At 66.5% G+C, this 23,748-nt stretch carries 25 protein-coding genes and 1 pseudogene; 12 read left to right on the top strand and 14 right to left on the bottom strand.

The features are described 5' to 3' along the window. Positions 1–85 precede the first annotated feature (85 nt). On the top strand, positions 86–2,902 hold the full coding sequence (gene acnA, locus ACRXBZ_RS41300; RefSeq protein WP_433883709.1) for an aconitate hydratase AcnA: 2,817 nt from the start codon (positions 86–88) through the stop codon (positions 2,900–2,902). A gap of 399 nt (positions 2,903–3,301) precedes the next feature. Here acnA and ACRXBZ_RS41305 read toward each other — a convergent pair whose 3' ends face one another. From ACRXBZ_RS41305 to ACRXBZ_RS41345, 9 genes are all read right to left on the bottom strand, one after another. Further along, positions 3,302–4,510 carry a methyltransferase domain-containing protein gene (locus ACRXBZ_RS41305; protein WP_433883710.1) on the bottom strand — a complete coding sequence of 403 codons (1,209 nt, stop codon included), beginning with the start codon at positions 4,508–4,510 and terminating at the stop codon, positions 3,302–3,304. Next, positions 4,507–4,629, bottom strand: a complete 123-nt coding sequence (locus ACRXBZ_RS41310) for a hypothetical protein (RefSeq protein ID WP_433883711.1) — start codon at positions 4,627–4,629, stop codon at positions 4,507–4,509. Before ACRXBZ_RS41310 ends, ACRXBZ_RS41305 begins: the two co-directional genes overlap by 4 nt. A gap of 157 nt (positions 4,630–4,786) precedes the next feature. Next, positions 4,787–5,203: a hypothetical protein gene (locus ACRXBZ_RS41315; RefSeq protein ID WP_433883712.1), complete on the bottom strand. Its 417-nt coding sequence runs from the start codon at positions 5,201–5,203 to the stop codon at positions 4,787–4,789. A gap of 177 nt (positions 5,204–5,380) precedes the next feature. Continuing rightward, positions 5,381–6,610: a helix-turn-helix domain-containing protein gene (locus tag ACRXBZ_RS41320; RefSeq protein ID WP_433883713.1), complete on the bottom strand. Its 1,230-nt coding sequence runs from the start codon at positions 6,608–6,610 to the stop codon at positions 5,381–5,383. Positions 6,611–6,977: 367 nt separating this feature from the next. Continuing rightward, the gene (locus tag ACRXBZ_RS41325; protein WP_433884130.1) at positions 6,978–7,535 is read right to left on the bottom strand and encodes a class I SAM-dependent methyltransferase; all 558 of its coding nucleotides are present in this window, start codon (positions 7,533–7,535) and stop codon (positions 6,978–6,980) included. Between the two features lie 415 nt (positions 7,536–7,950). Next, complete coding sequence (locus tag ACRXBZ_RS41330; RefSeq protein WP_168584137.1) at positions 7,951–8,100, bottom strand: hypothetical protein; 150 nt, start codon at positions 8,098–8,100, stop codon at positions 7,951–7,953. Between the two features lie 265 nt (positions 8,101–8,365). Further along, complete coding sequence (locus tag ACRXBZ_RS41335; RefSeq protein WP_433883714.1) at positions 8,366–8,503, bottom strand: hypothetical protein; 138 nt, start codon at positions 8,501–8,503, stop codon at positions 8,366–8,368. A 132-nt stretch (positions 8,504–8,635) separates the two neighbouring features. Then, positions 8,636–8,845, bottom strand: coding sequence for a ferredoxin (locus tag ACRXBZ_RS41340; protein WP_168588866.1), 210 nt, complete (start codon positions 8,843–8,845; stop codon positions 8,636–8,638). A gap of 11 nt (positions 8,846–8,856) precedes the next feature. Then, the gene (locus tag ACRXBZ_RS41345; protein WP_433883715.1) at positions 8,857–10,065 is read right to left on the bottom strand and encodes a cytochrome P450; all 1,209 of its coding nucleotides are present in this window, start codon (positions 10,063–10,065) and stop codon (positions 8,857–8,859) included. Between the two features lie 140 nt (positions 10,066–10,205). Between ACRXBZ_RS41345 and ACRXBZ_RS41350 the strand changes: the two genes are divergently transcribed. Further along, complete coding sequence (locus ACRXBZ_RS41350) at positions 10,206–10,859, top strand: TetR/AcrR family transcriptional regulator (RefSeq protein WP_433883716.1); 654 nt, start codon at positions 10,206–10,208, stop codon at positions 10,857–10,859. Positions 10,860–10,866: 7 nt separating this feature from the next. On the opposite strand, the gene ACRXBZ_RS41355 is transcribed toward ACRXBZ_RS41350, so the two are convergent. From ACRXBZ_RS41355 to ACRXBZ_RS41375, 5 genes and pseudogenes are all read right to left on the bottom strand, one after another. Continuing rightward, positions 10,867–11,247, bottom strand: a complete 381-nt coding sequence (locus tag ACRXBZ_RS41355; protein ID WP_433883717.1) for a VOC family protein — start codon at positions 11,245–11,247, stop codon at positions 10,867–10,869. 85 nt (positions 11,248–11,332) lie between these two features. Continuing rightward, positions 11,333–12,673: a uracil-xanthine permease family protein gene (locus ACRXBZ_RS41360; protein ID WP_433883718.1), complete on the bottom strand. Its 1,341-nt coding sequence runs from the start codon at positions 12,671–12,673 to the stop codon at positions 11,333–11,335. Positions 12,674–12,774: 101 nt separating this feature from the next. Then, a complete protein-coding gene (locus ACRXBZ_RS41365; RefSeq protein ID WP_433883719.1) occupies positions 12,775–13,773 on the bottom strand; it encodes a TIGR03842 family LLM class F420-dependent oxidoreductase in 999 nt (332 codons plus the stop codon). 19 nt (positions 13,774–13,792) lie between these two features. Beyond that, positions 13,793–14,734: pseudogene (locus ACRXBZ_RS41370) on the bottom strand (amidohydrolase family protein); the annotation flags it as partial. A gap of 463 nt (positions 14,735–15,197) precedes the next feature. Then, entirely contained in the window at positions 15,198–15,521 is a 324-nt protein-coding gene (locus ACRXBZ_RS41375) for a helix-turn-helix domain-containing protein (protein WP_433883720.1), read from the bottom strand. A gap of 380 nt (positions 15,522–15,901) precedes the next feature. Here ACRXBZ_RS41375 and ACRXBZ_RS41380 point away from each other — a divergent pair, with 380 nt between their 5' ends. From ACRXBZ_RS41380 to ACRXBZ_RS41425, 10 genes are all read left to right on the top strand, one after another. Continuing rightward, the gene (locus ACRXBZ_RS41380) at positions 15,902–16,642 is read left to right on the top strand and encodes a hypothetical protein (RefSeq protein WP_433883721.1); all 741 of its coding nucleotides are present in this window, start codon (positions 15,902–15,904) and stop codon (positions 16,640–16,642) included. A 56-nt stretch (positions 16,643–16,698) separates the two neighbouring features. Further along, a complete protein-coding gene (locus ACRXBZ_RS41385) occupies positions 16,699–17,226 on the top strand; it encodes a hypothetical protein (protein ID WP_433883722.1) in 528 nt (175 codons plus the stop codon). A 96-nt stretch (positions 17,227–17,322) separates the two neighbouring features. After that, positions 17,323–19,776, top strand: a complete 2,454-nt coding sequence (locus ACRXBZ_RS41390) for a phage/plasmid primase, P4 family (RefSeq protein ID WP_433883723.1) — start codon at positions 17,323–17,325, stop codon at positions 19,774–19,776. 421 nt (positions 19,777–20,197) lie between these two features. Then, positions 20,198–20,737, top strand: a complete 540-nt coding sequence (locus ACRXBZ_RS41395; RefSeq protein ID WP_433883724.1) for a hypothetical protein — start codon at positions 20,198–20,200, stop codon at positions 20,735–20,737. A 103-nt stretch (positions 20,738–20,840) separates the two neighbouring features. Then, positions 20,841–21,056, top strand: coding sequence for a hypothetical protein (locus ACRXBZ_RS41400; protein ID WP_433883725.1), 216 nt, complete (start codon positions 20,841–20,843; stop codon positions 21,054–21,056). A gap of 77 nt (positions 21,057–21,133) precedes the next feature. Next, a complete protein-coding gene (locus ACRXBZ_RS41405) occupies positions 21,134–21,463 on the top strand; it encodes a hypothetical protein (RefSeq protein WP_433883726.1) in 330 nt (109 codons plus the stop codon). After that, the gene (locus ACRXBZ_RS41410) at positions 21,460–22,041 is read left to right on the top strand and encodes a WhiB family transcriptional regulator (protein ID WP_433883727.1); all 582 of its coding nucleotides are present in this window, start codon (positions 21,460–21,462) and stop codon (positions 22,039–22,041) included. Before ACRXBZ_RS41405 ends, ACRXBZ_RS41410 begins: the two co-directional genes overlap by 4 nt. Next, positions 22,038–22,628, top strand: a complete 591-nt coding sequence (locus tag ACRXBZ_RS41415; RefSeq protein WP_433883728.1) for a hypothetical protein — start codon at positions 22,038–22,040, stop codon at positions 22,626–22,628. Before ACRXBZ_RS41410 ends, ACRXBZ_RS41415 begins: the two co-directional genes overlap by 4 nt. Continuing rightward, positions 22,615–23,301 (top strand): hypothetical protein, encoded by a 687-nt coding sequence (locus tag ACRXBZ_RS41420; RefSeq protein WP_433883729.1) that lies wholly within the window; start codon positions 22,615–22,617, stop codon positions 23,299–23,301. Before ACRXBZ_RS41415 ends, ACRXBZ_RS41420 begins: the two co-directional genes overlap by 14 nt. Further along, positions 23,298–23,705: a hypothetical protein gene (locus ACRXBZ_RS41425; protein ID WP_433883730.1), complete on the top strand. Its 408-nt coding sequence runs from the start codon at positions 23,298–23,300 to the stop codon at positions 23,703–23,705. The genes ACRXBZ_RS41420 and ACRXBZ_RS41425 overlap by 4 nt, the downstream gene beginning before the upstream one ends. Positions 23,706–23,748 lie beyond the last annotated feature (43 nt).

Raw genomic sequence — 23,748 nt, forward strand, 5'->3', positions numbered from 1 at the left:
AGTGGTGAAGAGAGCGGGTTCTCGCGCACGCTCGGCCGACGTGCGCGAGACTCGCAATCGTTCCCGAACTTGCGCCCGTCGCGAGATGGAGTTGAACGTGACTGCACCTGCGAGCAAGGACAGCTTCGGCGCCCGCGGCACGCTGAACGTCGGTGACGCCTCTTACGAGGTGTTCCGGCTCAGCGCGGTCGACGGCGCGCAGCGGCTGCCCTACAGCCTCAAGATCCTCCTGGAAAACCTGCTGCGCACCGAGGACGGCGCGAACACCACCGCCGACCACGTGCGCGCCCTCGCCAACTGGGACGCCAAGGCCGAGCCCGCCACCGAAATCCAGTTCACCCCGGCCCGGGTGATCATGCAGGACTTCACCGGCGTGCCCTGCGTGGTCGACCTGGCCACCATGCGCGAGGCGGTGTCCGACCTCGGCGGCGACACCTCCAAGGTCAACCCGCTGGCCCCGGCCGAGCTGGTGATCGACCACTCGGTGATCATCGACGTGTTCGGCAGGCCGGACGCCTTCGAGCGCAACGTCGAATTCGAGTACGGCCGCAACAAGGAACGCTACCAGTTCCTGCGCTGGGGCCAGGGCGCCTTCGACGAGTTCAAGGTCGTCCCCCCGGGCACCGGCATCGTGCACCAGGTCAACATCGAGCACCTGGCCCGCACCGTGATGGCCCGGGGCGGCCAGGCCTACCCGGACAGCTGCGTGGGCACCGACTCGCACACCACCATGGTCAACGGCCTGGGCGTGCTGGGCTGGGGCGTCGGCGGCATCGAGGCCGAGGCCGCGATGCTCGGCCAGCCGGTGTCGATGCTCATCCCGCGCGTCGTCGGCTTCAAGCTCACCGGCGAGATTCCGGCCGGCGCCACCGCCACCGACGTGGTGCTGACGATCACCGAGATGCTGCGCAAGCACGGCGTCGTCGGCAAGTTCGTCGAATTTTACGGTTCCGGCGTCGCCTCGGTGCCGCTGGCCAACCGCGCCACCATCGGCAACATGAGCCCGGAGTTCGGCTCCACCTGCGCGATCTTCCCGATCGACGACGAGACCGTCCGCTACCTCAAGCTCACCGGTCGCTCCGCCGAGCAGGTCGCCCTGGTCGAGGCCTACGCCAAGGAACAGGACCTCTGGCACGACCCGGGCCACGAGCCGGAGTACTCCGAGTACCTGGAGCTCGACCTGTCCACTGTGGTCCCGTCCATCGCCGGGCCGAAGCGCCCGCAGGACCGGATCGTGCTGGCCGAGGCCAAGCAGTCGTTCCGCACCACGCTGACCGACTACGCCAAGGTCGAGACCGCCGACGACAAGGCGCTCGACGAGGCCGGTGAGGAGTCCTTCCCCGCCAGCGACGCCCCGGCACTCACCCACCACGAGTCCGCGCCGCAGATCGTCTCGGCCGCCAACGGCTCGAACGGCCGGATCTCCAAGCCGGTCAACGTCGCCTCGGAGGAGCTCGGCGAGTTCGAGCTGGACCACGGCGCCGTGGTGATCGCCTCGATCACATCCTGCACCAACACCTCCAACCCGTCGGTGATGCTGGGCGCGGCGCTGCTGGCCCGCAACGCCGTCGACAAGGGTCTGACCCGCAAGCCGTGGGTGAAGACCTCGATGGCCCCCGGCTCGCAGGTCGTCACCGACTACTACGAGAAGGCCGGTCTCTGGCCCTACCTGGAGAAGCTGGGCTTCCACCTGGTTGGCTACGGCTGCACCACCTGCATCGGCAACTCCGGCCCGCTGCCGGAGGAGATCTCCGCCGCGGTGCAGGACAACGACCTGTCGGTGGTCTCCGTGCTGTCGGGCAACCGGAACTTCGAGGGCCGGATCAACCCCGACGTCAAGATGAACTACCTGGCCTCGCCGCCGCTGGTGATCGCCTACGCGCTCGCGGGCTCGATGGACTTCGACTTCGAGAACGACCCGCTAGGCACCGACACCGAGGGCAAGCCCGTCTACCTGCGCGACATCTGGCCGTTGCCGCATGAGGTCCAGGACGTCATGGACTCGGCGATCACCAACGAGATGTTCACCAAGTCCTACGAGGACGTCTTCAAGGGCGACGAGCGGTGGAGGTCGCTGCCCACTCCGGAGGGCCAGACCTTCGAGTGGGACGCCGACTCAACCTACGTGCGCAAGCCCCCGTACTTCGAGGGCATGGCGATGGAACCGGCTCCGGTCACCGACATCTCCGGTGCCCGCGTGCTCGCGCTGCTCGGCGACTCGGTCACCACCGACCACATCTCGCCGGCTGGCGCGATCAAGCCGGACTCGCCTGCGGGCAAGTACCTCACGGACCACGGCATCGACCGCAAGGACTTCAACTCCTACGGTTCCCGCCGCGGCAACCACGAGGTGATGATCCGGGGCACCTTCGCCAACATCCGGCTGCGCAACCTGCTGCTGGACGACGTGCAGGGCGGCTACACCCGGGACTTCACCCAGGACGGCGCCCCGCAGGCATTCATCTACGACGCCGCGCAGAACTACGCCGCCCAGGACATCCCGCTGGTGGTGCTCGGCGGCAAGGAGTACGGCTCCGGTTCGTCCCGCGACTGGGCCGCCAAGGGCACCCGGCTGCTCGGGGTCCGCGCCGTCATCGCCGAGTCCTTCGAGCGCATCCACCGCTCGAACCTGATCGGCATGGGCGTCATCCCGCTGCAGTTCCCGGAGGGTCGGTCCGCCAAGTCCCTGAGTCTGGACGGCACCGAGACCTTCGACTTCGCGGGCATCACCAAGCTCAACGAGGGCGAGACCCCGGAGACCGTGAAGGTGACCGCGACCAAGGCCGACGGCTCCACCGTGAAGTTCGACGCCAAGGTCCGCATCGACACCCCCGGTGAGGCGGACTACTTCCGCGACGGCGGCATCCTGCAGTACGTGCTGCGCAAGATGATCCGCTCGTAACTCAAGCACGCGGCGTGGTGGGGTCCGGAACTCCACCACGCCGCTGCACTATCGCCTGTCAATGCGGGGGCCGGTCAATGCGAGCCAGCCACCGGAACGGCCGCAGATGCTCGTCCCGCGACCGCCAATCCACATCAGACCTCAGTGCTCAGTGGACAAGGACCCGCATGCTTTGACTTCTCTCCTCCTTGAAGGAAGGAGATTCAGTCCTCGCGGACTGAGTTTCCTGCTTCAACGACCGCAGCGTCCCCACCGTGGCGGTTCGGTCTCACACGATCTCACTCAGGCGTTCGGACCGGGGTGGTCCGGGTTCCCGCTCGACCAGCGGTACCCACGTACTTGCTCGGGTGTTCCCACTTGCGTGGGGGTGGTAGGTCTCACCTACCGAGATCAAGACTATCAGCGGTCGCTACGCGACCGACACGCGGGATCTGCTCCTCCCCACCCTGAAGGACGGGGCATCCGCAGATTGGAGATCAGGTGATCCGGGTCGTCGAGCCACAGCCATTGCCGCCCGTCGGAACGGCATGTGGTGATCCCGAAGCGATCCATTCCCGGCTGGTCATGGTCGTGCCACCAGGTCAGCGCGGCCTCGACCTCGTCCCACAACCGGCGGGGGCCATGCTGTCGGACCTCGTAGGGTTCGCCGGAGTCCATGTGCGCGGCGAGCTGCGCCCACGACTTCGTTGCCCAGTCGTCGAGTTCGATCGAATGGTGGCGGTCGCCGAATAGATCCCACGCGATGGTGAGCCCGATGTCCGGCACGCGGGTGGAGATGGCGAACCGCGCCCGGCTTGGATCGAGGACTGCATCGAGCGTCTCGGTCCCGATGTGGCTGGTGGTCTCCCACGGCGCGGAGCGTTTGACCTCGATAGCGGGTTCGTAGTCGTAGAACGCGTGCAACTGTGATCGAGCGCGCATGAACGCAAGATCACCCGAAAACCGGCCCGTCACACTGCCTTCGTCGTCGGCGTCGGCTGTCAGCATGCAACCAGTGAAGAACTCCGTTCCCCACGGCGCGATGATCCGCCCGCCCGGTGTGAGCTGCTCGAGCCACGCTAGGGGGATTCGTTCCCGGATCGCGCACGTGGCGATGATCCGCTCATACGGTGCGTGCTCGGCGCACCCCTGGAGCCCGTCGGCGGTGACTACGCACGCCGTTGAGCCGAACTCTGCGAGATTTTTCCGCGCCGTTTCAGCCAGTTCCGGGTCCACCTCGACGGTGACGACGTGGCCGCCTCCCCCGACGCGGACGGCGAGGCGCGCGGCGTTCCACCCGGTTCCGGCCCCGATCTCCAGTATGCCGTCGCCGGGCTGGGGACCGAGGGCATCCACCATGTCGGTTACGAGCGACGGCATGGAGCAGGATGACGTGGGGACCAGGGTTTCGCCGGGCTCGATCGGCTTGCCCATGTTGACCTGGGTGATGATCGGGACGTTCGCGGCGACCTCGGCGGACCAGCGCTCCGGGTCAGTGACCCGATCGATCTCGATGAGGTCGCGGCCACCGTTCGGCTCGCTGTAAACCCAAATCCGGTCCGGGATGAACGGTTCCCGGGGTACCTCGCTCGTCCACGGGTCTGTGGGCAGGTACCTGCGGGAGCTCATTCGCCACCCTTGTCATCACTGGAATGTGTTCCCTCCAAGGACTCCTCAACCGGCTTGGTTTTCGTGTGGTCGTATTCGCCATGACCGTCACGCTCGGCGTTGGTGTCGTGCTTACCCATCCTGATCTGCCTCCCTTGCGGTTCCGTAATAACCATCGGTGTGCGATGGTCGGGCATGTACCTCCACGCGAGTGGAATCCGCCGGGGGTGGTGCTCCGCGGTCGCAGCATCCCGACGGTGTCAGGGCCCACACACGACACTAGACACTGTGGAAAGTTCACCCAGGAGCCAGCACCAGAGCGGTCCGCCCCGGCAACCGCAGATGGTCATGGTTCACCTTCCGCTCGCCGCAAAGCCGCGCCTCGAACAGGTCCACGCACCTCTCCACCACCGCCAGAAGTTCCTCCCGCCACTGCCAATCCGCAGCACACGTCAGCTCATGCGTCGACGCGTTTTCCAGCGCGGCCCGATAAGCCGAAAAATAGTCGAGCTGACGGCGAACATCGGTGTCCTGGACAAGCCGCCACACGTAAACATTCAAGAAATGCCGCACCACATTACAGAAACTGGCATTCGTCGGCCAGGGCCGCACCAACCACCGCCCCGGATCACCAGGATCCGGAATACCATTCATATTGATTGCTTCTCTGCCTATGGCCGAGGATTCGGTGCCGTTGAAGACTCCGGACCGCATGATTGTGATCTCCTCACCTGCTGCTTTTCAGGAGCAGTTTGACCTTGGCAGGTAAGAGGCAATCTCTGAAGCGACGCCGATTGCGATATCTACGCGGTCTTTCATCCCGACAAGGACAAGATGTCCCAGTCCGCGGTGCTGATATGCCGAAGCTGGGCCGAAATGTGCGATAAAGGCTCAGTCGAGGATGTCGAGCCGGTCGGCTAGTTCCTGGATCGGTGTTCGGCGTCGCTTGGCACGCTCGGCAAGCTCGTACACGGTCTGGCGCGTCAGTGTGTGGTAGCGCATCCACTCGGGTGCCAACTGCTCGGCCTTGAGAAGCTGCACTGTTGCCTCATGGTCCTGGTCCAGACCGCTGTAGGCGATGGTCAGATCAAGCAGGTAGCGAGCCTTCCACGTCGGGGAGAGGGAATCGTTGTCGGGAAGCGAGACCGAGCGGGCCAGGGTAAGGGCGTTTTCGAAGCGTTCGCTCTCGACCGCGGCGTTCACACCGGCGATTCCGACATTGGCGGGGCCAAACGGTGTCGCGCAGATCGTCTGGTCGCTGCCGATCCGTGCCGCCGCGGTGCGAGCGAGGCTCAGGTATTCCTCCGCACCATCCGGCTTCTTGTTGCGGACGGCCGCGCTTGCCGCCCGAAGCATGAGTATTCCCCAGACACCAAGCTTTCTCGCGCTATCGTGGATGAAGTCCGGCCGCAGTTGCTCGGCTTTGCGAACCGCTGCCTCCTCGGCATCCTTAAGACGCCCTTGCTTGAACAAGACCCAAGACAACGACGACACATTCATCGCCTGAAGCAGATCGTCCCCGGCACGCTGTGCCGCCTCCTGCGCCCGGATCAGGCCGATATAGCCGATGTTGGTCTGCCCGAGCGCCGCCATCATGGTCGAGGCGATCTGGAACGCCTCGCTGAGTACCCCGAAGGCCGCAGCCTGGTCATCGCCGGTCAGCTCACGCGTCGCACCATGCGCCTCGGCGATGAGACCGGGAAGTATCGCGCCGAGCTGAGCGAATGAGCCCTGCTTTCTGATTCTCTCGCAGTGCGCTAGAGCGGATCGCAGGTGCGCGACCGTCGGAGGCTCATCCGCTACGATCTCCGAGCTGCCCAGGCCGGGAAAATAAGCAAGAGAGGTCAGCGCGTCCCGGATGGCAAGGACTCCGGTTGCCTCCGTGTCCACGGTCGGCTCGACGGTGGATGACTGGCCGAGCAGCTGGGCCACCTCGACATCAAGGGCGGTTGCCATGCGGGTAAGGGAACTCATGCTGGCGGTGTGGCGGACCCCTTGTTCCAGCTTTCGCACCAGGTCAACGCTGACATCTGCCTTCTCGGCGAACTTTTCCTGGGTGAGCTGGCGTCTCGTGCGGATGCGCTTGATCCGCTCGCCGAGGCTCATCGTGTCGCCGGACATGTGATCGCCTCCCGTCCGCTGGTTACGAGCGTACGCGCGTGGTTGCGGGACAGTATGCCAAGCCGGACTCCCCGGCGGGTCAGTTCTCGCCGGAAGATCCCATGTCAGGTGGGCAGCGTTTAGCTACGACGGGGCGTCATCCCGTTGCAGTTCTTGGAAGCAGGTCGGCCAAGTCGCTGGAGTTGGACGGCACCGAGACCTTCGACCTCGGGCATCACCAAACTCAACGAGGGCGAGACCCCGCAGCCGGTGAAGGTGATCGCAACCAAGGCCGAGGACTCCACTGTGTAGTTCAACACCAAAATCCGCGTTCCTCGTTGGGCCAGGTGCAACCCGACGTGGTCGGTGCCGACTCCGCTCCTGGGGATCAGATCTGGCGTGGGCGGCGGCAGACGTAGATTCGGGCGGGCGGGATGTTGCGCCACACCGTGTGCGAGGTCAGCACCTCGTCGAAGCTCAGGTCCAGACGGCGGCGGAACTGCCGGGCGCCGGCCATGCCCAGGGCGTGCACGTAGGCGAAGGTCGTGAAGGCGCCGCCGGGCGCGAGGACCCCGCCGACCTGGTCCAGGATGTCCTGCTGCAGCTTGGCCGGGAAGATCGACCACGGCAGGCCGCTGACCACCGCGTCGACCTTGTCGATGCCCGCATCGGCCAGCAGGTCGCCGAGCCGGGAAGCGTCGCCCTGGATCACCTCCAGCCACGGCAGTTCCGCGCGCAGATACTCGACCATGCCGGAGTCCACCTCGATCGCCACCTGGCGGCCGCCAACGGGCAGCCGCTGGGCGATCCCGCTGCTGAGCGCGCCGGTACCGGGGCCCAGCTCCACGACCACTGGACTGCCAGCGGTCGGCACCACGGCCGCCATCTCGCGAGCGAGGTTCGGCGAGCTGGGCGCGACCGCACCGACTAGGTTCGGCTTGCGCACCGCGCGCTCGAAGAACGTCCGGTAGTTCGTCAGCACCGAATTGGAGCCCGAACTCGGCAGCACCGGACCACCCGGCTGCGGACCACTGGACTGTTCGACTGGACTCACGGATGCCCTTCCCGATCGGCGTGCGGACCTCGTTCGGCCCACCCTATCGGTCGCCGCACCTGCCGCGACCGACATGTGCGGCATCACATGCCGATCACGCATGCCTGGACAACCGCGACACTAGTTACCTTTGCAAATAACCGGGTCGGGAAAATCGCGGAATCGACGCGTGCGGCACCTCAGTCAAAAAGACACCCGGAATTGTAACGAAAACCGGCCGGGCGGCGATTGAATTCACCGCACCATGGCCGGTTCGAGGTTCGGGGCTCGTTCCCGACTGCGGGGGCAAGCCCGACTGCGCGCTTCCTCAGGCGACGCGCTCGGACGCTGGGCCGATCGGCTCGATCACCTGGTCAGGGGTGCCCGGCTGCAGCCGCTGCGCCCACTTGGTCATCGCTCCCGCTACCGCCAGCAGCACAACCGACTCGACCGCCAGGGCCACCCACACCGTTGTCACTTCTTGCCTCCCTTCTGCAAACCTCCCCGTCTTCCGCACGCACACGCCAGGCACCGCCGACAAAGGGCAGGACGAACGGAAGAAGGTTTGGGAAACCATCGCTTACGTAATCAATCGTAGGGCGTTGTTTCGGTGGGATTAAAGGCACAGCCTGTCCCGGGACCTAATGCCCTGTGACCGCGGCGTCACAGGGCAGCAAGCTGCCGGATGGCGGCTCAACCGCGCCAGCGGCGCCATCTCCGGGAGAGGGGGAGGTGGCGCCGCTTCATGCGCCGCTAGCGCTTCCGGCCGACCCCGCCGGGGCCGGTCCAGGGCTTGCCGCCGGGCGGCATTTCCGGGAATCCGGCCGCCATTCCGTCAGGTCCACCAGGCCCGGTTCGAGCATCTCCAGGTCGCCGAACATCGCCGCGATCTGCGTTCGGCCGCATGTGGAAGCCGCCGATGCGCTCGCTGTACATCTCCGCCGCCTCCCGGGTGGATGTCGGTGGCCCACCACCACATCGGATGTGGAAGCAGTCCGCAATCCCCTGGTCGACTACCGGTCGTCGACCAACGACAGCGCACCCGACGGGCAGACGTGCACCGCCTCCCGCACTGCGGTCACCGCGCTGTCGTTGCCTTCGTCGACCTCGGTCGCCCGCAGCACCACCCGGCCGTCCTCGTCGTTCTGGTCGAACAGCGCGGGCGCGGTCAGCACGCACTGGCCGGCGCCCACGCAGCGGTCCAGATCCGCCTTGATCCGCATGATCATTCCTCTCACCAGGTCACTGGCATTTCGTAGATCCCGTAGACGTTCGCGTCGGACTTGAACGGCAAGTCGTCGACGCCAACGGCCAGCCGCAGCCCTGGCAGCCTGCGGAACAACGTGTCGAAGACGATCTGCAGTTCCAGCCTCGCCAGGTTCTGCCCGAGGCACTGGTGCGGGCCGAAGCCGAACGCCACGTGGCCACGGGCGTTGCGTTTGATGTCCAGTTCGTCGGGCCGGTCGAAGACCTCCGGGTCCCGGTTGGCCGCGGTGCCCAGCGCGACGACGCCCTCCCCCGCCCGGATCAGCACGCTGCCGATCTCGACGTCCTCCAGAGCGGTGCGCGAGGTCGCCGCCTCGACGATGGTGAAGTACCGCAGCAGTTCCTCGACGGCGGGCAGGGTCTTGGCCGGGTCTGCGACGAGCTCCGCCAGCTGATCGGGGTTCTCCAGCAGCGCCAGGGTGCCCAGCGAGATCATGTTGGCGGTCGTCTCGTGCCCGGCGATCAGCAGCAGGAACGCCATCCGCACGAGCGCGTCGTGGTCGACCGCGCCGGCATCGCGCTGCTTGCGGATCTGCCTGCCGATCAGGTCGTCGGCGAGCTCGCGCTCCTTGCCCGCGACGAGTTCGTCCAGGTACTTCCGGATGTCCTCGACCGCGGCCCTGCGGCTCTCGGCGGAGACCGTCTTCCGCAGCATCAGGCTGCTGCGCTCCTGGAAGAAATCGTGGTCGGCGTAGGGCACGCCCAGCAGCTCGCAGATCACCAGCGACGGCACCGGCAGCGACAGCGACCGCACCAGGTCGACCGGGCGGGGCCCGGCGAGCATCTCGTCGATGCAGTCGTCGACGATCTCCTGGATGCGCGGCCGCATCGCCTCGATCCGCCGAACGGTGAATTCGCCCAGCACGGCGCGTCGGGCCTCGGAATGCTCCGGCGGGTCCATCCCGATCAGCGACGGGGCCATGTCGGTGACGACGGCCCGCTGGTCGGGCGAGAGCTGCGGGAATCCGGGGCGGCGCCGGTCGGAGCTCATCCGCGGATCGCCGAGGACCTGGCGGACGAAGTCATGCCGGGTCACCAGCCAGGCGTTGCCGCCGCCCACCATCGGGACCTTGGCGATCGGCGTTTCGGCACGCAGTTTGGCGTATTCCGGTTCGGGCGCGAACGGACAGACGCGGACCTTCGGGTAGGCCGCTGGGTCAACGGCTTCGTCGGACATCGTGACTCCCTGATCACTGAGCGGACAAGTGGATGACTCCCTTCCGGTTATAGTCAATCGGAAGAATTTCGTCCACCTACTTTCGGCCCGGAACATGCGACAATCCGCCCAACCCAGCACCCGGCACGCGAGCGAGGACCATGACGACCGACGCCACGCCACGGCTGCGGGCCGATGCCCGCCGCAACCGAGACCGGATCATCGCGGCGGCGCGGACCGTCTTCACCGAGCGCGGCACCGAGGTTCCGATGGAGGAGATCGCGCGCGCCGCCGGCGTCGGGATCGGCACCCTGTACCGGCGCTTCCCGGACCGCGATTCGCTGATCGGCGCCGTGGGCCGGGACGCGTTCCAGCGGGTCCTCGACGAAGCCCGCACGATCAGCGACCGCGAGTCCGATCCGTGGCGCGCGCTGACCGGTTTCCTGCTGCGCGCGGTGGACCTGCGCACGGTGATCCGGTTCTCCATGCTCTCCCCACGCGCCCGGGGAATCCTGGGCGCGGACCCGGAAGTCGAGCAGGCCCGCAACGAACTGCTGGAAATCCTGGACGGGCTGGTGCGCGCCGCGCAGGCCAACGGCTCGCTGCGACCGGACGTCAGCAGCGGCGACCTGGGCGTGATCCTTTCCCTCGTGCTGCAAGGCGTGCACGGCGCCCCCGACGACATCCGCCACGAAGCCCCGGCTCGCTACTTGACGCTGATGCTCGACGGCCTGCAGGCCCGGCCCGGCACACCGCTGCCCGGCCGCCCGGTGACCGCGGCCGACATCGCGATGGTGCGGGGCGTGCCCGGGTGAACCGAGGTCAGCTCGCCAGGTCATCGGCCTGGAACATGCCGAAGATGTTGCCTTCTGTGTCACGGCAGTAGGCCACCCAGCCCATGCCGGTCAGGGCGGTCTTGGGCATCGCCACCCGGCCGCCCGCGGTTTCCACGATCGATAGCATGGATTCGACGTCGTCCACTTCCACGGTCGTCGCGAACGCCGCGATCGGGGTCTCACCGGAGGGCTCGGGGCCCTTGCGGGGCAGCAAGCCGCCGTCGATGCCCGGGCCCTCACCGGTCAAGACCAACCAGTACTGCTCGTCGCCCCCCTGCTGGAACCGCCAGCCGAACACGGTCGAGTAGAACGTGCGGGCGCGGTCCACGTCTCCCGCGTGGATCTCGAAGTGCACGGGACGCAGCATGGCGGCCTCCTCGACGCCGGTGGTCGTCTGCGAACCTAAGGCCTGCCAGCCGCACCCGCACTGACGATCAGAGACTGGGAGGCGGTCACCTGCGGGCGGGCACCAGCAACCGCAGCACGTGGTAGCCCAGCAGCGTCACGACGGTGCCCAGCGCGATGCCGCTGAGGCTGAACTGCGGGGTGATCTGCAGCGACACCCCGCCGATGCCAGCGACCAGCCCGGCGGCCAGCGGCATCAGGTTGACCGGGTCGCCGAAGTCGACGCGGTTCTCCGTCCAGATCTTCGCGCCCAGCAGGCCGATCATGCCGTAGAGCACGACGGTGATGCCTCCGAGCACGCCACCCGGGGTCGCCGCGATCACCGCGCCGAACTTCGGGCACAACCCGAAGAGGATCGCCACTATCGCCGCCACCCAGTAGGCCGCCGTGGAATACACCCGGGTGGCGGCCATGACTCCGATGTTCTCGGCGTAGGTGGTCGTGGGTGGGCCGCCGACAGCGCTGGAGAGGGTGCTGGCGAGGCCGTCGGCGAAGATCGCGCGCCCGAGGCTGCCGTCCAGCTTCGTGCCGGTCATCTCCTCGACGGCCTTGACGTGCCCGGTGTTCTCCGCGATCAGCGCGATCACCACGGGAAGCACGACGATGATCGCCGCTGCATCGAACGACGGCGCGTGCAGCGTCGGCAGGCCGAACCAGCTGGCTTCCGCGACGCCGCTGAGGTCGAGCCGGAAGTGCGTGCTGACCACGCCGCTGGCGTTCGGCGCGGTGATCGGTCCGAAGCCCAGGTCGAACAGCCACGACAGGGCGTAGCCGACGACCAGTCCGATCAGCACCGCGATGCGGGACCAGAATCCGCGCAGCAGCACGCTGCAGCCGAGCACGACGATCATGGTGATCAGCGCGATCCACTGGTCCTGCGGCCAGTACGACTCGGCGACCACCGGGGCGAGGTTGAAGCCGATCAGCATCACCACCGCGCCGGAGACCGCGGGCGGCAACAGCCGGTGCACCACCTGCGGGCCGACGAAGTGGATGACCACCCCGAGCACGGACAGCACCAGGCCGAGCACCAGGATCGCGCCGGTGACCGTCGAGCTGTCCCCGCCGCCGGCCCGGATCACCGTCACCACGCCCACGAACGACGCGCTGCTGCCCAGGTAGCTGGGGATCTTGCCCTGCACGATCAGCAGGAAGAGGATGGTCGCCACGCCCGAGACCATGATCGCGAGGTTCGGGTCCAGGCCCATCAGAACCGGGAAGACGAAGGTGGCGCCGAACATGGCCACCACGTGCTGCGCGCCGAGCCCGACGGTGCGCCCCCAGGACAGCCGCTCGTCCGGGGCCACCGCCTCGCCGGGGCGCGGCGTGGAGCCGTCCCCGTGCAGCTTCCAGCCGATGCCCAGCTTCGCGCCGAGTCCCTGCCGCATGGCGCCCCTCCCCGTTTCACCCCGCCGATCGGGGCTGCCACTTCGGGCGGAACTCTACAAACCGGTTGCCGTGTGACCGCCGCCGCAGGGGCCGTGGGGCGTCAGGACATGGCCGGGATGACGCTCTCGCCGTAGGCGTCCACAGTGGCGTCCAGGGCGTCGTGCATGGCGTAGATCGCGAACTGGTCGACGCCCGCGTCGCGGAGTTCCCGCAGCTTGGCCACGTGCGCTTGGGCAGGGCCGAGCAGGCAGAAGCGGTCCACGATCTCGTCCGGCACGAACTCGGTGCTCGGGTTGTCGGCCCGGCCGTGGTGCGAGTAGTCGTAGCCGTCCCGGCCCTTGACGTAGTCGGTGAGCGCGGCGGGCACCGCCCCAGTCGTGTCGCCGTAGCGGGCAACGAGGTCGGCGACGTGGTTGCCGACCATGCCGCCGAACCAGCGGCATTGCTCGCGGGCGTGGTCGAGGTCGTCGCCGACGTAGGCCGGGGCTGCGACGCAGACGGTGATCGACGCCGGGTCGCGGCCCGCGTCGCGGGCGGCCTGCCGGACGTGGTCGACCATCCACGTCGTCAGGTACGGGTCGGCGAGCTGCAGGATGAAGCCGTCGGCCTGCCGCCCGGCGAGCTCCAGGGCCTTCGGCCCGTAAGCACCCATCCAGATCGGCAGCCGACCATCGCGCACCCACGGCAGGCGCACCGGGGTGCCGCGCAGCTGCACCTCCCGGCCCTCGGCGAGTTCCTTGATCACGTGCATGGCGTGTTCGAGCGTCGCGAGAGTGGTCGGCTTGCCCCCGGTGACACGCACCGCGGAGTCGCCCCTGCCGATGCCGCACACCGTGCGCGGCCCGAACATGTCGTTGAGCGTGGCGAAGGTCGAGGCGGTGACCGTCCAGTCGCGGGTGGCCGGGTTGGTGACCATCGGGCCGACGGTCAGCCGCTCGGTGGCGGCCAGGATCTGGCTGTGGATGACGAACGGTTCCTGCCACAGCACGCAGGAGTCGAACGTCCAGCCGTGGCTGAAGCCGAGCCGCTCGGCCCGGCGCATCCGGTCCACTACCGACCAGGCCGGCGGATCGGTCTGCAGAACAAGCCCGAAGTCCATGCTGTAACCCCCAAGCTGGTCAGATCAGGTACTGGCAGGTGTCGCGCGGTAGGAACCGGCCGCGCCCGGCCCGGCCGGTGTAGGTGCCGGTGTCGACGACGACCTCGCCGCGGGACAGCACGGTGCGGACCTGTCCGGTGATCCGCTTGCCCTCGTAGGCGTTGTAGTCGACGTTCATGTGGTGCGTCTTGGCCGATAGCACCTGCTCGGCGCGCGGGTCGTAGATCACGATGTCCGCGTCGCCACCGGGCGCGATGGTGCCCTTGCGCGGGTGCAGGCCGAACATCCGGGCCGGGGTGGTGCAGGCCAGCTCGATCCACCGGCGGCGGCTGATGCGCCCCTCCACCACGGCCTGGTGCAGCAGGTCGATCCGGTTCTCCACGCCCGGGATGCCGTTGGGGATCTTCGAGAAGTCGCCGCGGCCGAGTTCCTTCTGGTCCTTGAGGCAGAACGGGCAGTGGTCGGTCGACACCACGGAGAGGTCGTTGGTGCGCAGCGCCTGCCAGAGGTCCGCCTGGTGTTCGACCGGCCGCAGCGGTGTCGAGCAGACGTACTTCGCGCCTTCGAACTCCGGCCGCGCCAGGTCGTCGGTGGTGAGGAACAGGTACTGCGGGCAGGTTTCGCCGAAGACGTTGAGCCCGTTGTCGCGGGCCCGGGTGATCTCCGCGACTGCCTCGGCCGCGGAGACGTGCACGACGTACAGCGGCGCACCGGCGACTCTGGACAGCTGGATCGCCCGGTGCGTCGCTTCGGCCTCCAGCAGCGGGTGCCGGACCTGCCCGTGGAACTTCGGGTCGGTGCGCCCAGCTGCCAGCGCCTGCTGCACCAGCACGTCGATGGCGATGCCGTTCTCGGCGTGCATCATCGTCAGCGCGCCGTTGTCGGCGGCCTGCTGCATGGCGCGCAGGATCCGCCCGTCGTCGCTGTAGAACACGCCGGGATAGGCCATAATTATTACGTACCGTGAGCTGTGCGAATCGGCAAATCCGCAGGAACGCGGGGCGCGCCGTGCTCGAACTATCCTGGGTATAGAAGTGGCCCCGCCTCCACTGTGGACATGCACAGCGGCGACGGGGCCTACAACTGGTTGTTACGCGGACTGAATCTCGGCGACTTGCAGCGGCCGAGCACTCGCAATTGCGAGGATGCGCCGCACCCTCGCAATGGCGGACACGGGGAGCTCAATCGGGTCTGCACCTGGACTGCCGAACGTGACGTACCGGCCCTGATCGTCCTCGCGGATAGTGATTAGCAGGCTATCCCCGTGCCTGCCGTCGATGGTGTCGGAAACCAACGCATCGCTCCGAATGCCCGCGCCGATCATTGCCACGCTTGACCCCGTTCATTGAAGCTTAAAATGTCCTTTGTGTAATGAACATATCTCGCGTATGACCATTTGTTACGTTGCTCCAATGTGATGCGCATCACTTGCGACGGGGGCGAACCAACCGGCGCCTCACTTCCTCCGCTAGTTCCTCATCGGACACCTCGGACAGCGACCGCGCGCGGCTGTACATCAGCGCCTCGGCCACGCTCAACTGCTCCGACTCAACCAGGATCTCTAGCAGCGGCACGCCGAGCGCTTCCGCCGCGGCACGGGCGTTCGGGATGTTCGGCTGGTATCCTTCGTTGATCCACCGCGACACAGCCGAGCGGCCGATGCCCGCCTGATCCGCCAGGTCTGCCGGCCTCCACCCCTTCCGGTCAAGCTGCTTATTAATCCACTTCGCGAATCGGTACTCGCTCATGCAACGGAAGCGTACTTGCGCGCAAGCGACACGCAAGAGCGGGCGGGCGATTTAAGTAGATCCCACTAGTTGCGTATACGCATCATTTAGTTGCGTATGCGCGACGCTACCTATAGCCTGATCAGCAGAAACACCGAAACCGGCAACGCGAAACGAGCATCGATGAAGCGATCGACAGCCGCGCGGGTAGCTGCCCTGACCAGGTGGGCGCTTGAACCCGATCGGACCACCGCCACTACTCCAGCGCGAACCGCTGCGTTTGCGCGATTCGAACAACAGGTAGACCCGGATGGAGTCTTGCCGCCGGAGGAACGTCACAAGCGGGCGAAGAAACTCGAGCGCGCCCACATGATCCGTTTGCGCGATCGGCAGGCAAATTGATGAACCTCGAAACATTCGAGGGTGGCGAGCATCCGATTATGCGGGAAATCCGCGATGTGATCATTGCTCGAGATCAGGGCCGGCCACGTTCCCGGCAATCGCTTGTTGGCCCGTCCGAGGTTGGGCAAGAATGCGCACGGCGACTCGCCTACCGGATGATGCGGGAACCGAAACCACCACAGCCCGCCTATGATCCCTGGGCTGCGATCACCGGAACCGCGGTGCACACGTGGCTAGCAGAGGCTTTCGCGGAGGCTAACGAGCGACTCGGTCGCGTCCGGTACCTGATCGAAAAGACCGTCGAGATCCGCCCCGGGCTCTCGGGAAGCTGCGACCTGTACGACGCCGACCGGGCAATTGTGATCGACCATAAGAACGTCGGAACCACGATGGCCAAGAAGTACCGGGAAGACGGGCCGAGCGAGCAATACCGGGTACAGGCGCACCTGTACGGGCGCGGATTCCGGAACCTCGGATTGCCGGTTAAAGAAGTGGCGATCGTGTTCTTCCCCAAAGCGGGGAACCTTGGGGGCACGTTCATTTGGTCCGAGCCGTATTCCGATGAGGTTGTGGACCAGGCGCTAGCGCGCCATGACACGATCCTCGAGGCGTCCATTGCGCTGGACGTGACGGAGAGCCCGGAGAATTACGAGCGACTCCCCAAGAGCGTTAGTCGGCTCTGCCGGTACTGCCCGTGGTTCCAGCCCGGCGGCAGTGGGCGCACCTGCCCCGGCGAATGACATTCAAACGCTGCCCAGCAGCCGAAGAATCGAAACGAGAAACGAGGAATCGAGTAATGGAACTGTCTGGTTACGAGGCCCCGTCGCGCCCCAACGGCGATGGACTGCCCGCCAAGGAAGCCGTTGATAAGCCGTTGATTGTGGTTGTGCGTGAGCACCGGCAGGGCATCGTCACCAAGTTCAGCCCGGACGGGAAGGACGGCATCACCGTTGACGTCGCCGACCTGACCACGGATTCGACCTTCCTTGATGTCTTGTGGATGAACGGCGCGATCGTTGACGGGCTAGCTCCGCACGTCGGCAAGGCCATGCCGGTCAAGCTGGTGTGGACGCCGGGCAAGTCCGGTTACCCGTACCTGTCGGTTGCCCCGTTGGAAGGTGCTGAGCTCCAGTTGGCCGCCGCGTGGGCAACCAAGAACGGCGACCGGATCGAGCGCGAGCGGGCCGAGCGTGGTTTCGGCAAGCGCGAACAGGCCGGCGCGCTCCCCGGTCACGGCGTGCCCCCGGCCGACGCTCCCATTGCCGCCGGCGCATCCGACGATGCCGACGTTCAGGCGCTGCTAGCGAAGCTCAGCGGCAAGTAACCCCGAGCCACTCACGCTTGCGCCCACGCGATCACTTGTTGCGTGGGCGCAAGCGCGTTTAGGATGCGTGTACGCAACTCCCCGAAGTGAGGTCACGTGGAACAACCATCAGTTCTGTCCGCTGCGGTTGCGTGGGCGCAAGCAGGGGCGTCGGTCGTGCAAGCGCGCGCCGATGGCACCAAGGGGCCAGTTGCCGACCGGCGCGACCCAGAAACCGGCCGCTGGACGTGGAAGCACTACCAGCACGAGCGCCCCGAGCGCGCCACCCTTGAAGCCTGGTTCGCTGACGGGCACCCCGGCATCGGCGTGGTCTGCGGCGCCGTGTCCGGCAACCTCGAAATGCTCGAGCTCGAGGGACGCGCCTACGCGCGCGGGTGGGACGAGCGTCTACACGATGCGATGCAGTCGGCCGGGGTGCTCGGCATTTGGGCGCGGATCACGGGCGGCTACTACGAGTTCAGCCCGTCCGGCGGCGCGCACTTCTATTGGCGCGTGGCCGATGAGGTGCCCGCGCGCAACACCAAGCTTGCCCGCGACGCTGCCGGCGATGTGATGATCGAGACCCGCGGCGAAGGTGGTTTCGTCGTGGTCGCCCCCTCACACGGTCCGGTGCACCCGTCCGGACGCGCGTGGACTGTCGGCAACGGCACGCCCGGAGTGGTCGCCACGATCACCGCGGCCGAGCGTGACGAACTGTTCCGGGCGTGCATGTCACTCGACGAGTCGCCGATGCCGGAACCAATCCCCGACATCCGGGAACGCCAGGTGCGCGCCCACGGGGACGGGAGCGCGCCCGGCGCGGATTTCAACGAGCGCGGGACGTGGGATTTCCTGCGGGACCACGGGTGGACTCCCCTACACACTGCCGGAGCCCGAACGTTCTGGAACCGGCCCGGAGCGAAGAACCGGCGCGGCGTGGACGCGGTGACCGGTGGCGAACGCGGCGACTACCTGTGCGTGTGGTCAACCTCGGTGCCAGAGTTCACCCCGGAAACCGCGTACAGCAAGTGGCGCGCGTACGCGATCCTCGCGCACGCCGGCGACTTCCCGGCGGCGGCTACCGCCCTTGCCGCCGATGGCTACGGAACCCCCAAGGTTGAACGCCCGCACCTCACCTCGATACCGCTCGGTTCCACCGTGGAAGGTGCGACCGTGACCGCCGGCGCCCCCGAGCCGATCGGCGACGCCGACTCTGCGCCGCTCGGTGACCCGCTCGCCCAAACCGACGACGGAAACGCACTGCTACTGATCGACACGTTCGGGGACCGGATCCGCTACTGCTCCGAACGCGGCAAGTGGCTGCACTGGACCGGGAAGCGGTGGGAATGGTGCAACAGCGACGCGGCCACCGTTCGGGAGTACGCGAAACGGGTAGCCCGGTGCCTGCCGGAAACCGACAAGGACGAGATCAAATGGAAGCGGACCAGTCTCGGACTCAAGGGCATCGTCGCAATGGTGTCTCTCGCCGCGTCAGATCCTCGCGTGGCGGTTTCCGTCGATGATCTCGACGCACGACCCCGCGAGCTGAACACGCCCGGCGGCATCGTCGATTTGGTGACCGGACGCCTGATGCCGCACGACCCGAGCCGGATGCACACGCGCATCACGAGCGTTGCCCCGGACTTCGACGCTGACACGGCCACGTGGGACAAGTTCATCGGCGACACGTTCGGCGACGACAACGAGCTAGTCACCTACGTACAGCGGCTACTCGGGTACATGGCGACCGGCGAAGTCCGCGACCACATCCTCCCTTTCGCGTTCGGCGCAGGCGGCAACGGCAAAGGCGTGCTACTCGAGTCGCTGCTACACGTGCTCGGCGACTACGGGCGCAAGGTCTCGAAGAAACTCCTGTTGTCCCACAACGGCAGCGACCACCCAACCATCCTCGCCCAGCTGCAAGGCGTCCGGTTCGCCCTAGCCTCGGAGGTGAACGACGGCGACAAGTTCGACGAGGGACAAGTCAAGGAGTTGACCGGCGGCGACCGGCTGTCGGCCCGGTTCATGGGCAAGGACTTTTTCGACTTCGACCCGTCCCACAAGATCATGCTCATGGGCAACGCGCAGCCGGACGTTTCCAGCGGCGGCGGGCATTCGTTCTGGCGACGCTTGCGGCTGATCCCGTTCACCCGAACCGTGTCCGAAGAAAACCGCATCGATGATCTACAGGGCATCCTCGCCCGCGAGCACGGCGGGGCGGTGCTCGCGTGGGTGATCCGGGGCGCGGTCGACTACTACGCGGGTGGACTCACCAAGCCGGAAAGCATGGTCAAGGCGACCGAAACCTACTCCCAAGCGGAGGACTCGGTTGGCTCGTTCGTCGCCGACATGTGCACCACGGGTCCGGCCGGCGGCCGGATCCCGATGTCCAAGCTGCGCCAGGCGTACGAGACGTGGTGCAAGAGCGCGGGCATGCAGCCGGTGACGAACAAGCGTTTCGGCATGGACCTGGTGAGCCGGTTCGGCGTCGGCAAGGACCGGGACAAGTCGGCCCGCTACTACACGGGCATCACGTGTGAAGAACCGGACGGTGACCGGAGCATGTGGTGACCTGCACCGCGATGTTCGCGGTGCAGACCCCCGAGGAAGTGAGGAACCACCCCGTGACCGGTACGGGTGGTGACCGGTGACGGGTGGCGCGATCCGTCACCGGGTGACCGGTTATCGGCCGGGGCGTGGCGACCAGTCACCCCCGGCCGTTGCCGTTTCGTGACAATGACGGGTTCCGGTGACCGATGATCGGTCACCAGGTGACGAGTCACCGGCGAATGAGTCACCAAGATCAAAAACTACTTTGACCAGCCAAAATACTAGGAACAGATAACAAAGGTGACCGATGTGACAGGTTTTTTCACAGTCACGCATATAAGAACTCGTCTTAACACCCTTCTTTCCTCGCGCCTTACGTGTATAGCGCTACGACTAAAAACGATCGGTCACCCGTCATCGGTCACCCTCGGAGGCTGCAAGCATGAGCCACTTCCTCACCACTCCCCCGGCCGTTCAGCCGTGCCCCAGCTGTGGCCGGTTGGTAGCGACCGGGCACGCCGAAGGGCTGCCGTACCGCACCGACCTTGTGCCCCTCACGCTCGCCGCGGAGTTGCGTGCACGCAATGAGGGACTCCGCGTGTGGCAACTGGTCGGTGACGGCCGATTCGCGTACCGGTCGGCGAGGCTCGTCAAGGCAACGCCACACGCCCCGGTGTTCGCCCAGCACCGTTGCAAGCGTGTTCCGGGTCCGGATGATGTGCACCGAGGTTTCATCGCGGCAGCGGCGAATCTGGCAGCCAAATACACGGCTCCCAATGGGGAACCTGCCCCGGCCGATGAGGCGGAGCGGCGCGCGGTGGGCCTGTTCGTCGCCGAGCTGGACGCGCGGGTGGTCGCGGTGGGCGTGGTCGCGGAGTCGAACACGGACGTTGCCCGCCAGGCGCGAGCGGACCGGACGCGGGGGCACCGGGTGCGCGAGCGTGGCGAGGCCGATCAGGCGCAGGAGCCAATCCCGTTCTAACGTGACGTGCGTCACTGCAATTGTCTGTTGCGTGCGCGCAAGCGACGATTTAGATTCATGTACGCAACACCGACCGGGAGGGACCAGCCCAATGGATAACAAGTTGACCGAACTTGTCGAGGGCGTGAAGGCCCACGCGCGGGAGCACTACAGCACTGGGGGCTGGGACGTTGTCGTGGAGTGCTACACGGATGACGAAATCCGGGAAGTACTAACCGAAGAGAACGCTTCCACGGTCGGGGAAGCCATCGAGGCGTTCCGCTTTCGCGTGGATGTTTGGGCAGATCGTCAGGCTGACACCCGCAATTCCGCGTTCTGACCTGAACGAAACGTGGCGCGTCCCGGCGACGGGGCAGCGCCCGGCCTGACAAGTTCCAAGCGGGAGGACCAACCCCAATGACTAACACCAAGCCACTGCGGTTCCGCCGCCTAGCCGCAGGCATGTACCGGGCGACGAACACAGGTGGAACGCTGCGCTACGAACTGGAGCGGCTGCGCCCCGGGACATGGCATCTGCGGATCTACAACCTGTCCAACCTGATCATTCCGGTGGGCTTGCGGGACATGTCGGCGCAGGCGTCTAAGGCGGACGCGGTGGCCGCGGCGAACGCGTACGAGCGGATCCACGACGGCTACAAGGCTGCGAAGTACGGCAACTACTCGCTGATGTCGGCGGCGTCGTTCATCGCTAAGGGCCTGATGTCCGAGGAAGGCGACACAAAGTGACTGCTGCTGCTTCTGCCCCCGACATGTGCGGGAAGGGCTTGCACGAAATGACGGGCGACAACGTCCGGTGGAAGTCCGCCGATCACGGGCTACGGAAGATCCGGTACTGCCGGGAGTGCAACAGGGCCAGTCGGCGCGAATATCGGAGGGTGCACGGCGAAGCCATCAACGAGAAGCGGCGCCGCGAGTATGCGCGCGGGGTTGGCCGGCGCAAGCGCCCGGCGGCCCCCGAGTTCCCGGAGTACATGCGGTTGAGCGCGTACGAAACCGAGTATCGGGGTCGCCGCGCTGGTGGTTTGGCCACTGAGTGGCCGGGTGTTCGGGGTGAGGTTGCGTGCAAGGGCATCCCGGTGGATGGGTTCTTTTCGCTCGATGGTGAGCCGGGCCAGGTGCCGCAGCGCCGGCATCTGGCGAATGCGTACCGGTTGTGTGGCGGGTGCCCGCTGGCGAGCATCTGCGACGAGCGGGCTACCGAGAGTCAGGAAGTTGGGTTGTGGGGCGGCAAGTGGCGTTACCGGCGCCCCAGGAACAGCCGATACGTGGTGGTTGATCTACTACACGAGGAGTACCCGGCATGAGCCGCAATATCTCGATCGTTGGCATTGATCCGAGTCTCACGGGCACGGGTGTTGCCGAGCTGGTGTTGTCGCCCCGGGACACGTGGGACGTGTTCCGGTGGCACTGCCCGACTAAGGGCACTCGTCGGGACTCGTTGGACATGCGGTGCGCACGTATCGCACAGATCACGGCAGACGTGATGAGTTGGTCTGACGGCGCCGACCTGGTGGTGATCGAGGGCCCGGCGTACGCCTCGACGGTCGGCAGCCTGTTGGACCGGTACGGGTTGTGGTGGCGCGTCGTTCACCGGCTGTTGCTGCAAGACGTTCCGGTGGCCGTGTGCCCGCCTACCGTGTTGAAGAAGTTCATCACCGGCGACGGCAGGGCGCATAAGGACACAGTCATGGCTTCCGTGAACGCGTTGTGGGCGCCGGATGTGCCGGTCATCAACGACAACGAGGCGGACGCGTTGGGGCTGGCGACAGTCGGCGCGGCCGGGCTCGGGTTGCCGATGCCGATCGGATTTGAAATGCCGCGTGTTGACGCGATGTTCTTGGGTGTCGAGTGGCCGGAGGACTTTCAGGCGGTGCGTGATGCAGTCGCATAAGTCCGGGGTCGAACGCCTCGAGCATTTGAAGCAGCCGTGCATCGTGCGCGGGTGCTCCCGGTCCGCCACCTATTCCGTTTTCGTGTGCTCCGATTGCGTCCACGCAACATCTGAACGCCTCCGCGAAATCGGCGAACTGTGGCTCGAGCTCTCGGCGTCGCCGACCAGTGGGCGGGGCGATGGGCAGCCGACGGCACGGGGCAAGCGGATGCCCGCGCCGGCGCGTCTGGACGTGATCGCGGCAATGGATCGGCGGTCGGTGCCGTACGCGATCGGCCCGGACGATGTGGACGGCGACGTCCGCTCGGTTCCCGGGACGCTGTCGGCGTTGGTGGCATGGATTAACGAGGAAATCGACTACGAGCCGTATAAGCCGATTACGCATCCGATCCGGTACCTGATGATCCGTCTTCCGTTGGCGGCGGGTCGGCAGTGGTTCGACGAGTTGGCCGCGGATATCGACGAGTTGCATGCGCAGTTGCTGCGGTTGACGGGCCGCGCGGAGCGGCGGACGAGCCTGGCGCCGTGTCCGCTGTGTGACGGGCCGCTGCATCACGTCGGAACGGGCGTTGTGGTGGCCGCTGAGTGCCGCGTGTGCGGCAAACGCTACGAGGGTCTGCAACTGATCGAGTTGGGTCGTCAACGAGCAAATGAGGGACTGGAAACCAAGTGAGCGAGAACGGAAACGGTGACCTGGTGGAGCGGGTGGCGCGGGCGATCCGAGATGCCTACGAGGAACTGCCTGATGGTTCCTACCCCGAGCTAACCGGCGTGCACGACTGGCACGGCGAAGCCCGGGCCGCGCTTGCTGAGGTGAACGCGGTCAGCGGCGTTGAGTCCGAGTACGAGTACCGCCTCCTCCACCGCGCCAAGGGCAGCGACGACGCTTGGTCCCCCGTCTACACCAACCGTGGCGCTGGCCGCCCGTACCGCACCGTCGGGGCTGCCCGTGGGGTGATGTCGCGGGAGAAGCGCGAGGACGAGAGGCGGCACCGGACCAACCCGAAGTACTGGCCGTTGCAGGAGTACAAAATCCAGCGCCGCCCCGTGACGGCCGGGTGGGAAGACGTCCAATGACGCGCAGGTGCCGGCCGGATCTGGTGATCCGGTTCGCGACGAC

The sequence above is a fragment of the Saccharopolyspora hattusasensis genome (assembly GCF_050972075.1).
GTDB lineage: Bacteria > Actinomycetota > Actinomycetes > Mycobacteriales > Pseudonocardiaceae > Saccharopolyspora > Saccharopolyspora hattusasensis.

Bases quoted from the DNA above. Each gene is read 5' to 3' on its own strand.
- acnA (WP_433883709.1), top strand. From the start codon at position 86: ATGGAGTTGAACGTGACTGCACCTGCGAGCAAGGACAGCTTCGGCGCC.
- ACRXBZ_RS41305 (WP_433883710.1), bottom strand. From the start codon at position 4,510: ATGAGCTCCCGCAGGTACCTGCCCACAGACCCGTGGACGAGCGAGGTA.
- ACRXBZ_RS41310 (WP_433883711.1), bottom strand. From the start codon at position 4,629: ATGGGTAAGCACGACACCAACGCCGAGCGTGACGGTCATGGCGAATAC.
- ACRXBZ_RS41315 (WP_433883712.1), bottom strand. From the start codon at position 5,203: ATGCGGTCCGGAGTCTTCAACGGCACCGAATCCTCGGCCATAGGCAGA.
- ACRXBZ_RS41320 (WP_433883713.1), bottom strand. From the start codon at position 6,610: ATGTCCGGCGACACGATGAGCCTCGGCGAGCGGATCAAGCGCATCCGC.
- ACRXBZ_RS41335 (WP_433883714.1), bottom strand. From the start codon at position 8,503: ATGTTCGGCGACCTGGAGATGCTCGAACCGGGCCTGGTGGACCTGACG.
- ACRXBZ_RS41340 (WP_168588866.1), bottom strand. From the start codon at position 8,845: ATGCGGATCAAGGCGGATCTGGACCGCTGCGTGGGCGCCGGCCAGTGC.
- ACRXBZ_RS41345 (WP_433883715.1), bottom strand. From the start codon at position 10,065: ATGTCCGACGAAGCCGTTGACCCAGCGGCCTACCCGAAGGTCCGCGTC.
- ACRXBZ_RS41350 (WP_433883716.1), top strand. From the start codon at position 10,206: ATGACGACCGACGCCACGCCACGGCTGCGGGCCGATGCCCGCCGCAAC.
- ACRXBZ_RS41355 (WP_433883717.1), bottom strand. From the start codon at position 11,247: ATGCTGCGTCCCGTGCACTTCGAGATCCACGCGGGAGACGTGGACCGC.
- ACRXBZ_RS41360 (WP_433883718.1), bottom strand. From the start codon at position 12,673: ATGCGGCAGGGACTCGGCGCGAAGCTGGGCATCGGCTGGAAGCTGCAC.
- ACRXBZ_RS41365 (WP_433883719.1), bottom strand. From the start codon at position 13,773: ATGGACTTCGGGCTTGTTCTGCAGACCGATCCGCCGGCCTGGTCGGTA.
- ACRXBZ_RS41375 (WP_433883720.1), bottom strand. From the start codon at position 15,521: ATGAGCGAGTACCGATTCGCGAAGTGGATTAATAAGCAGCTTGACCGG.
- ACRXBZ_RS41380 (WP_433883721.1), top strand. From the start codon at position 15,902: ATGAACCTCGAAACATTCGAGGGTGGCGAGCATCCGATTATGCGGGAA.
- ACRXBZ_RS41385 (WP_433883722.1), top strand. From the start codon at position 16,699: ATGGAACTGTCTGGTTACGAGGCCCCGTCGCGCCCCAACGGCGATGGA.
- ACRXBZ_RS41395 (WP_433883724.1), top strand. From the start codon at position 20,198: ATGAGCCACTTCCTCACCACTCCCCCGGCCGTTCAGCCGTGCCCCAGC.
- ACRXBZ_RS41405 (WP_433883726.1), top strand. From the start codon at position 21,134: ATGACTAACACCAAGCCACTGCGGTTCCGCCGCCTAGCCGCAGGCATG.
- ACRXBZ_RS41415 (WP_433883728.1), top strand. From the start codon at position 22,038: ATGAGCCGCAATATCTCGATCGTTGGCATTGATCCGAGTCTCACGGGC.
- ACRXBZ_RS41420 (WP_433883729.1), top strand. From the start codon at position 22,615: ATGCAGTCGCATAAGTCCGGGGTCGAACGCCTCGAGCATTTGAAGCAG.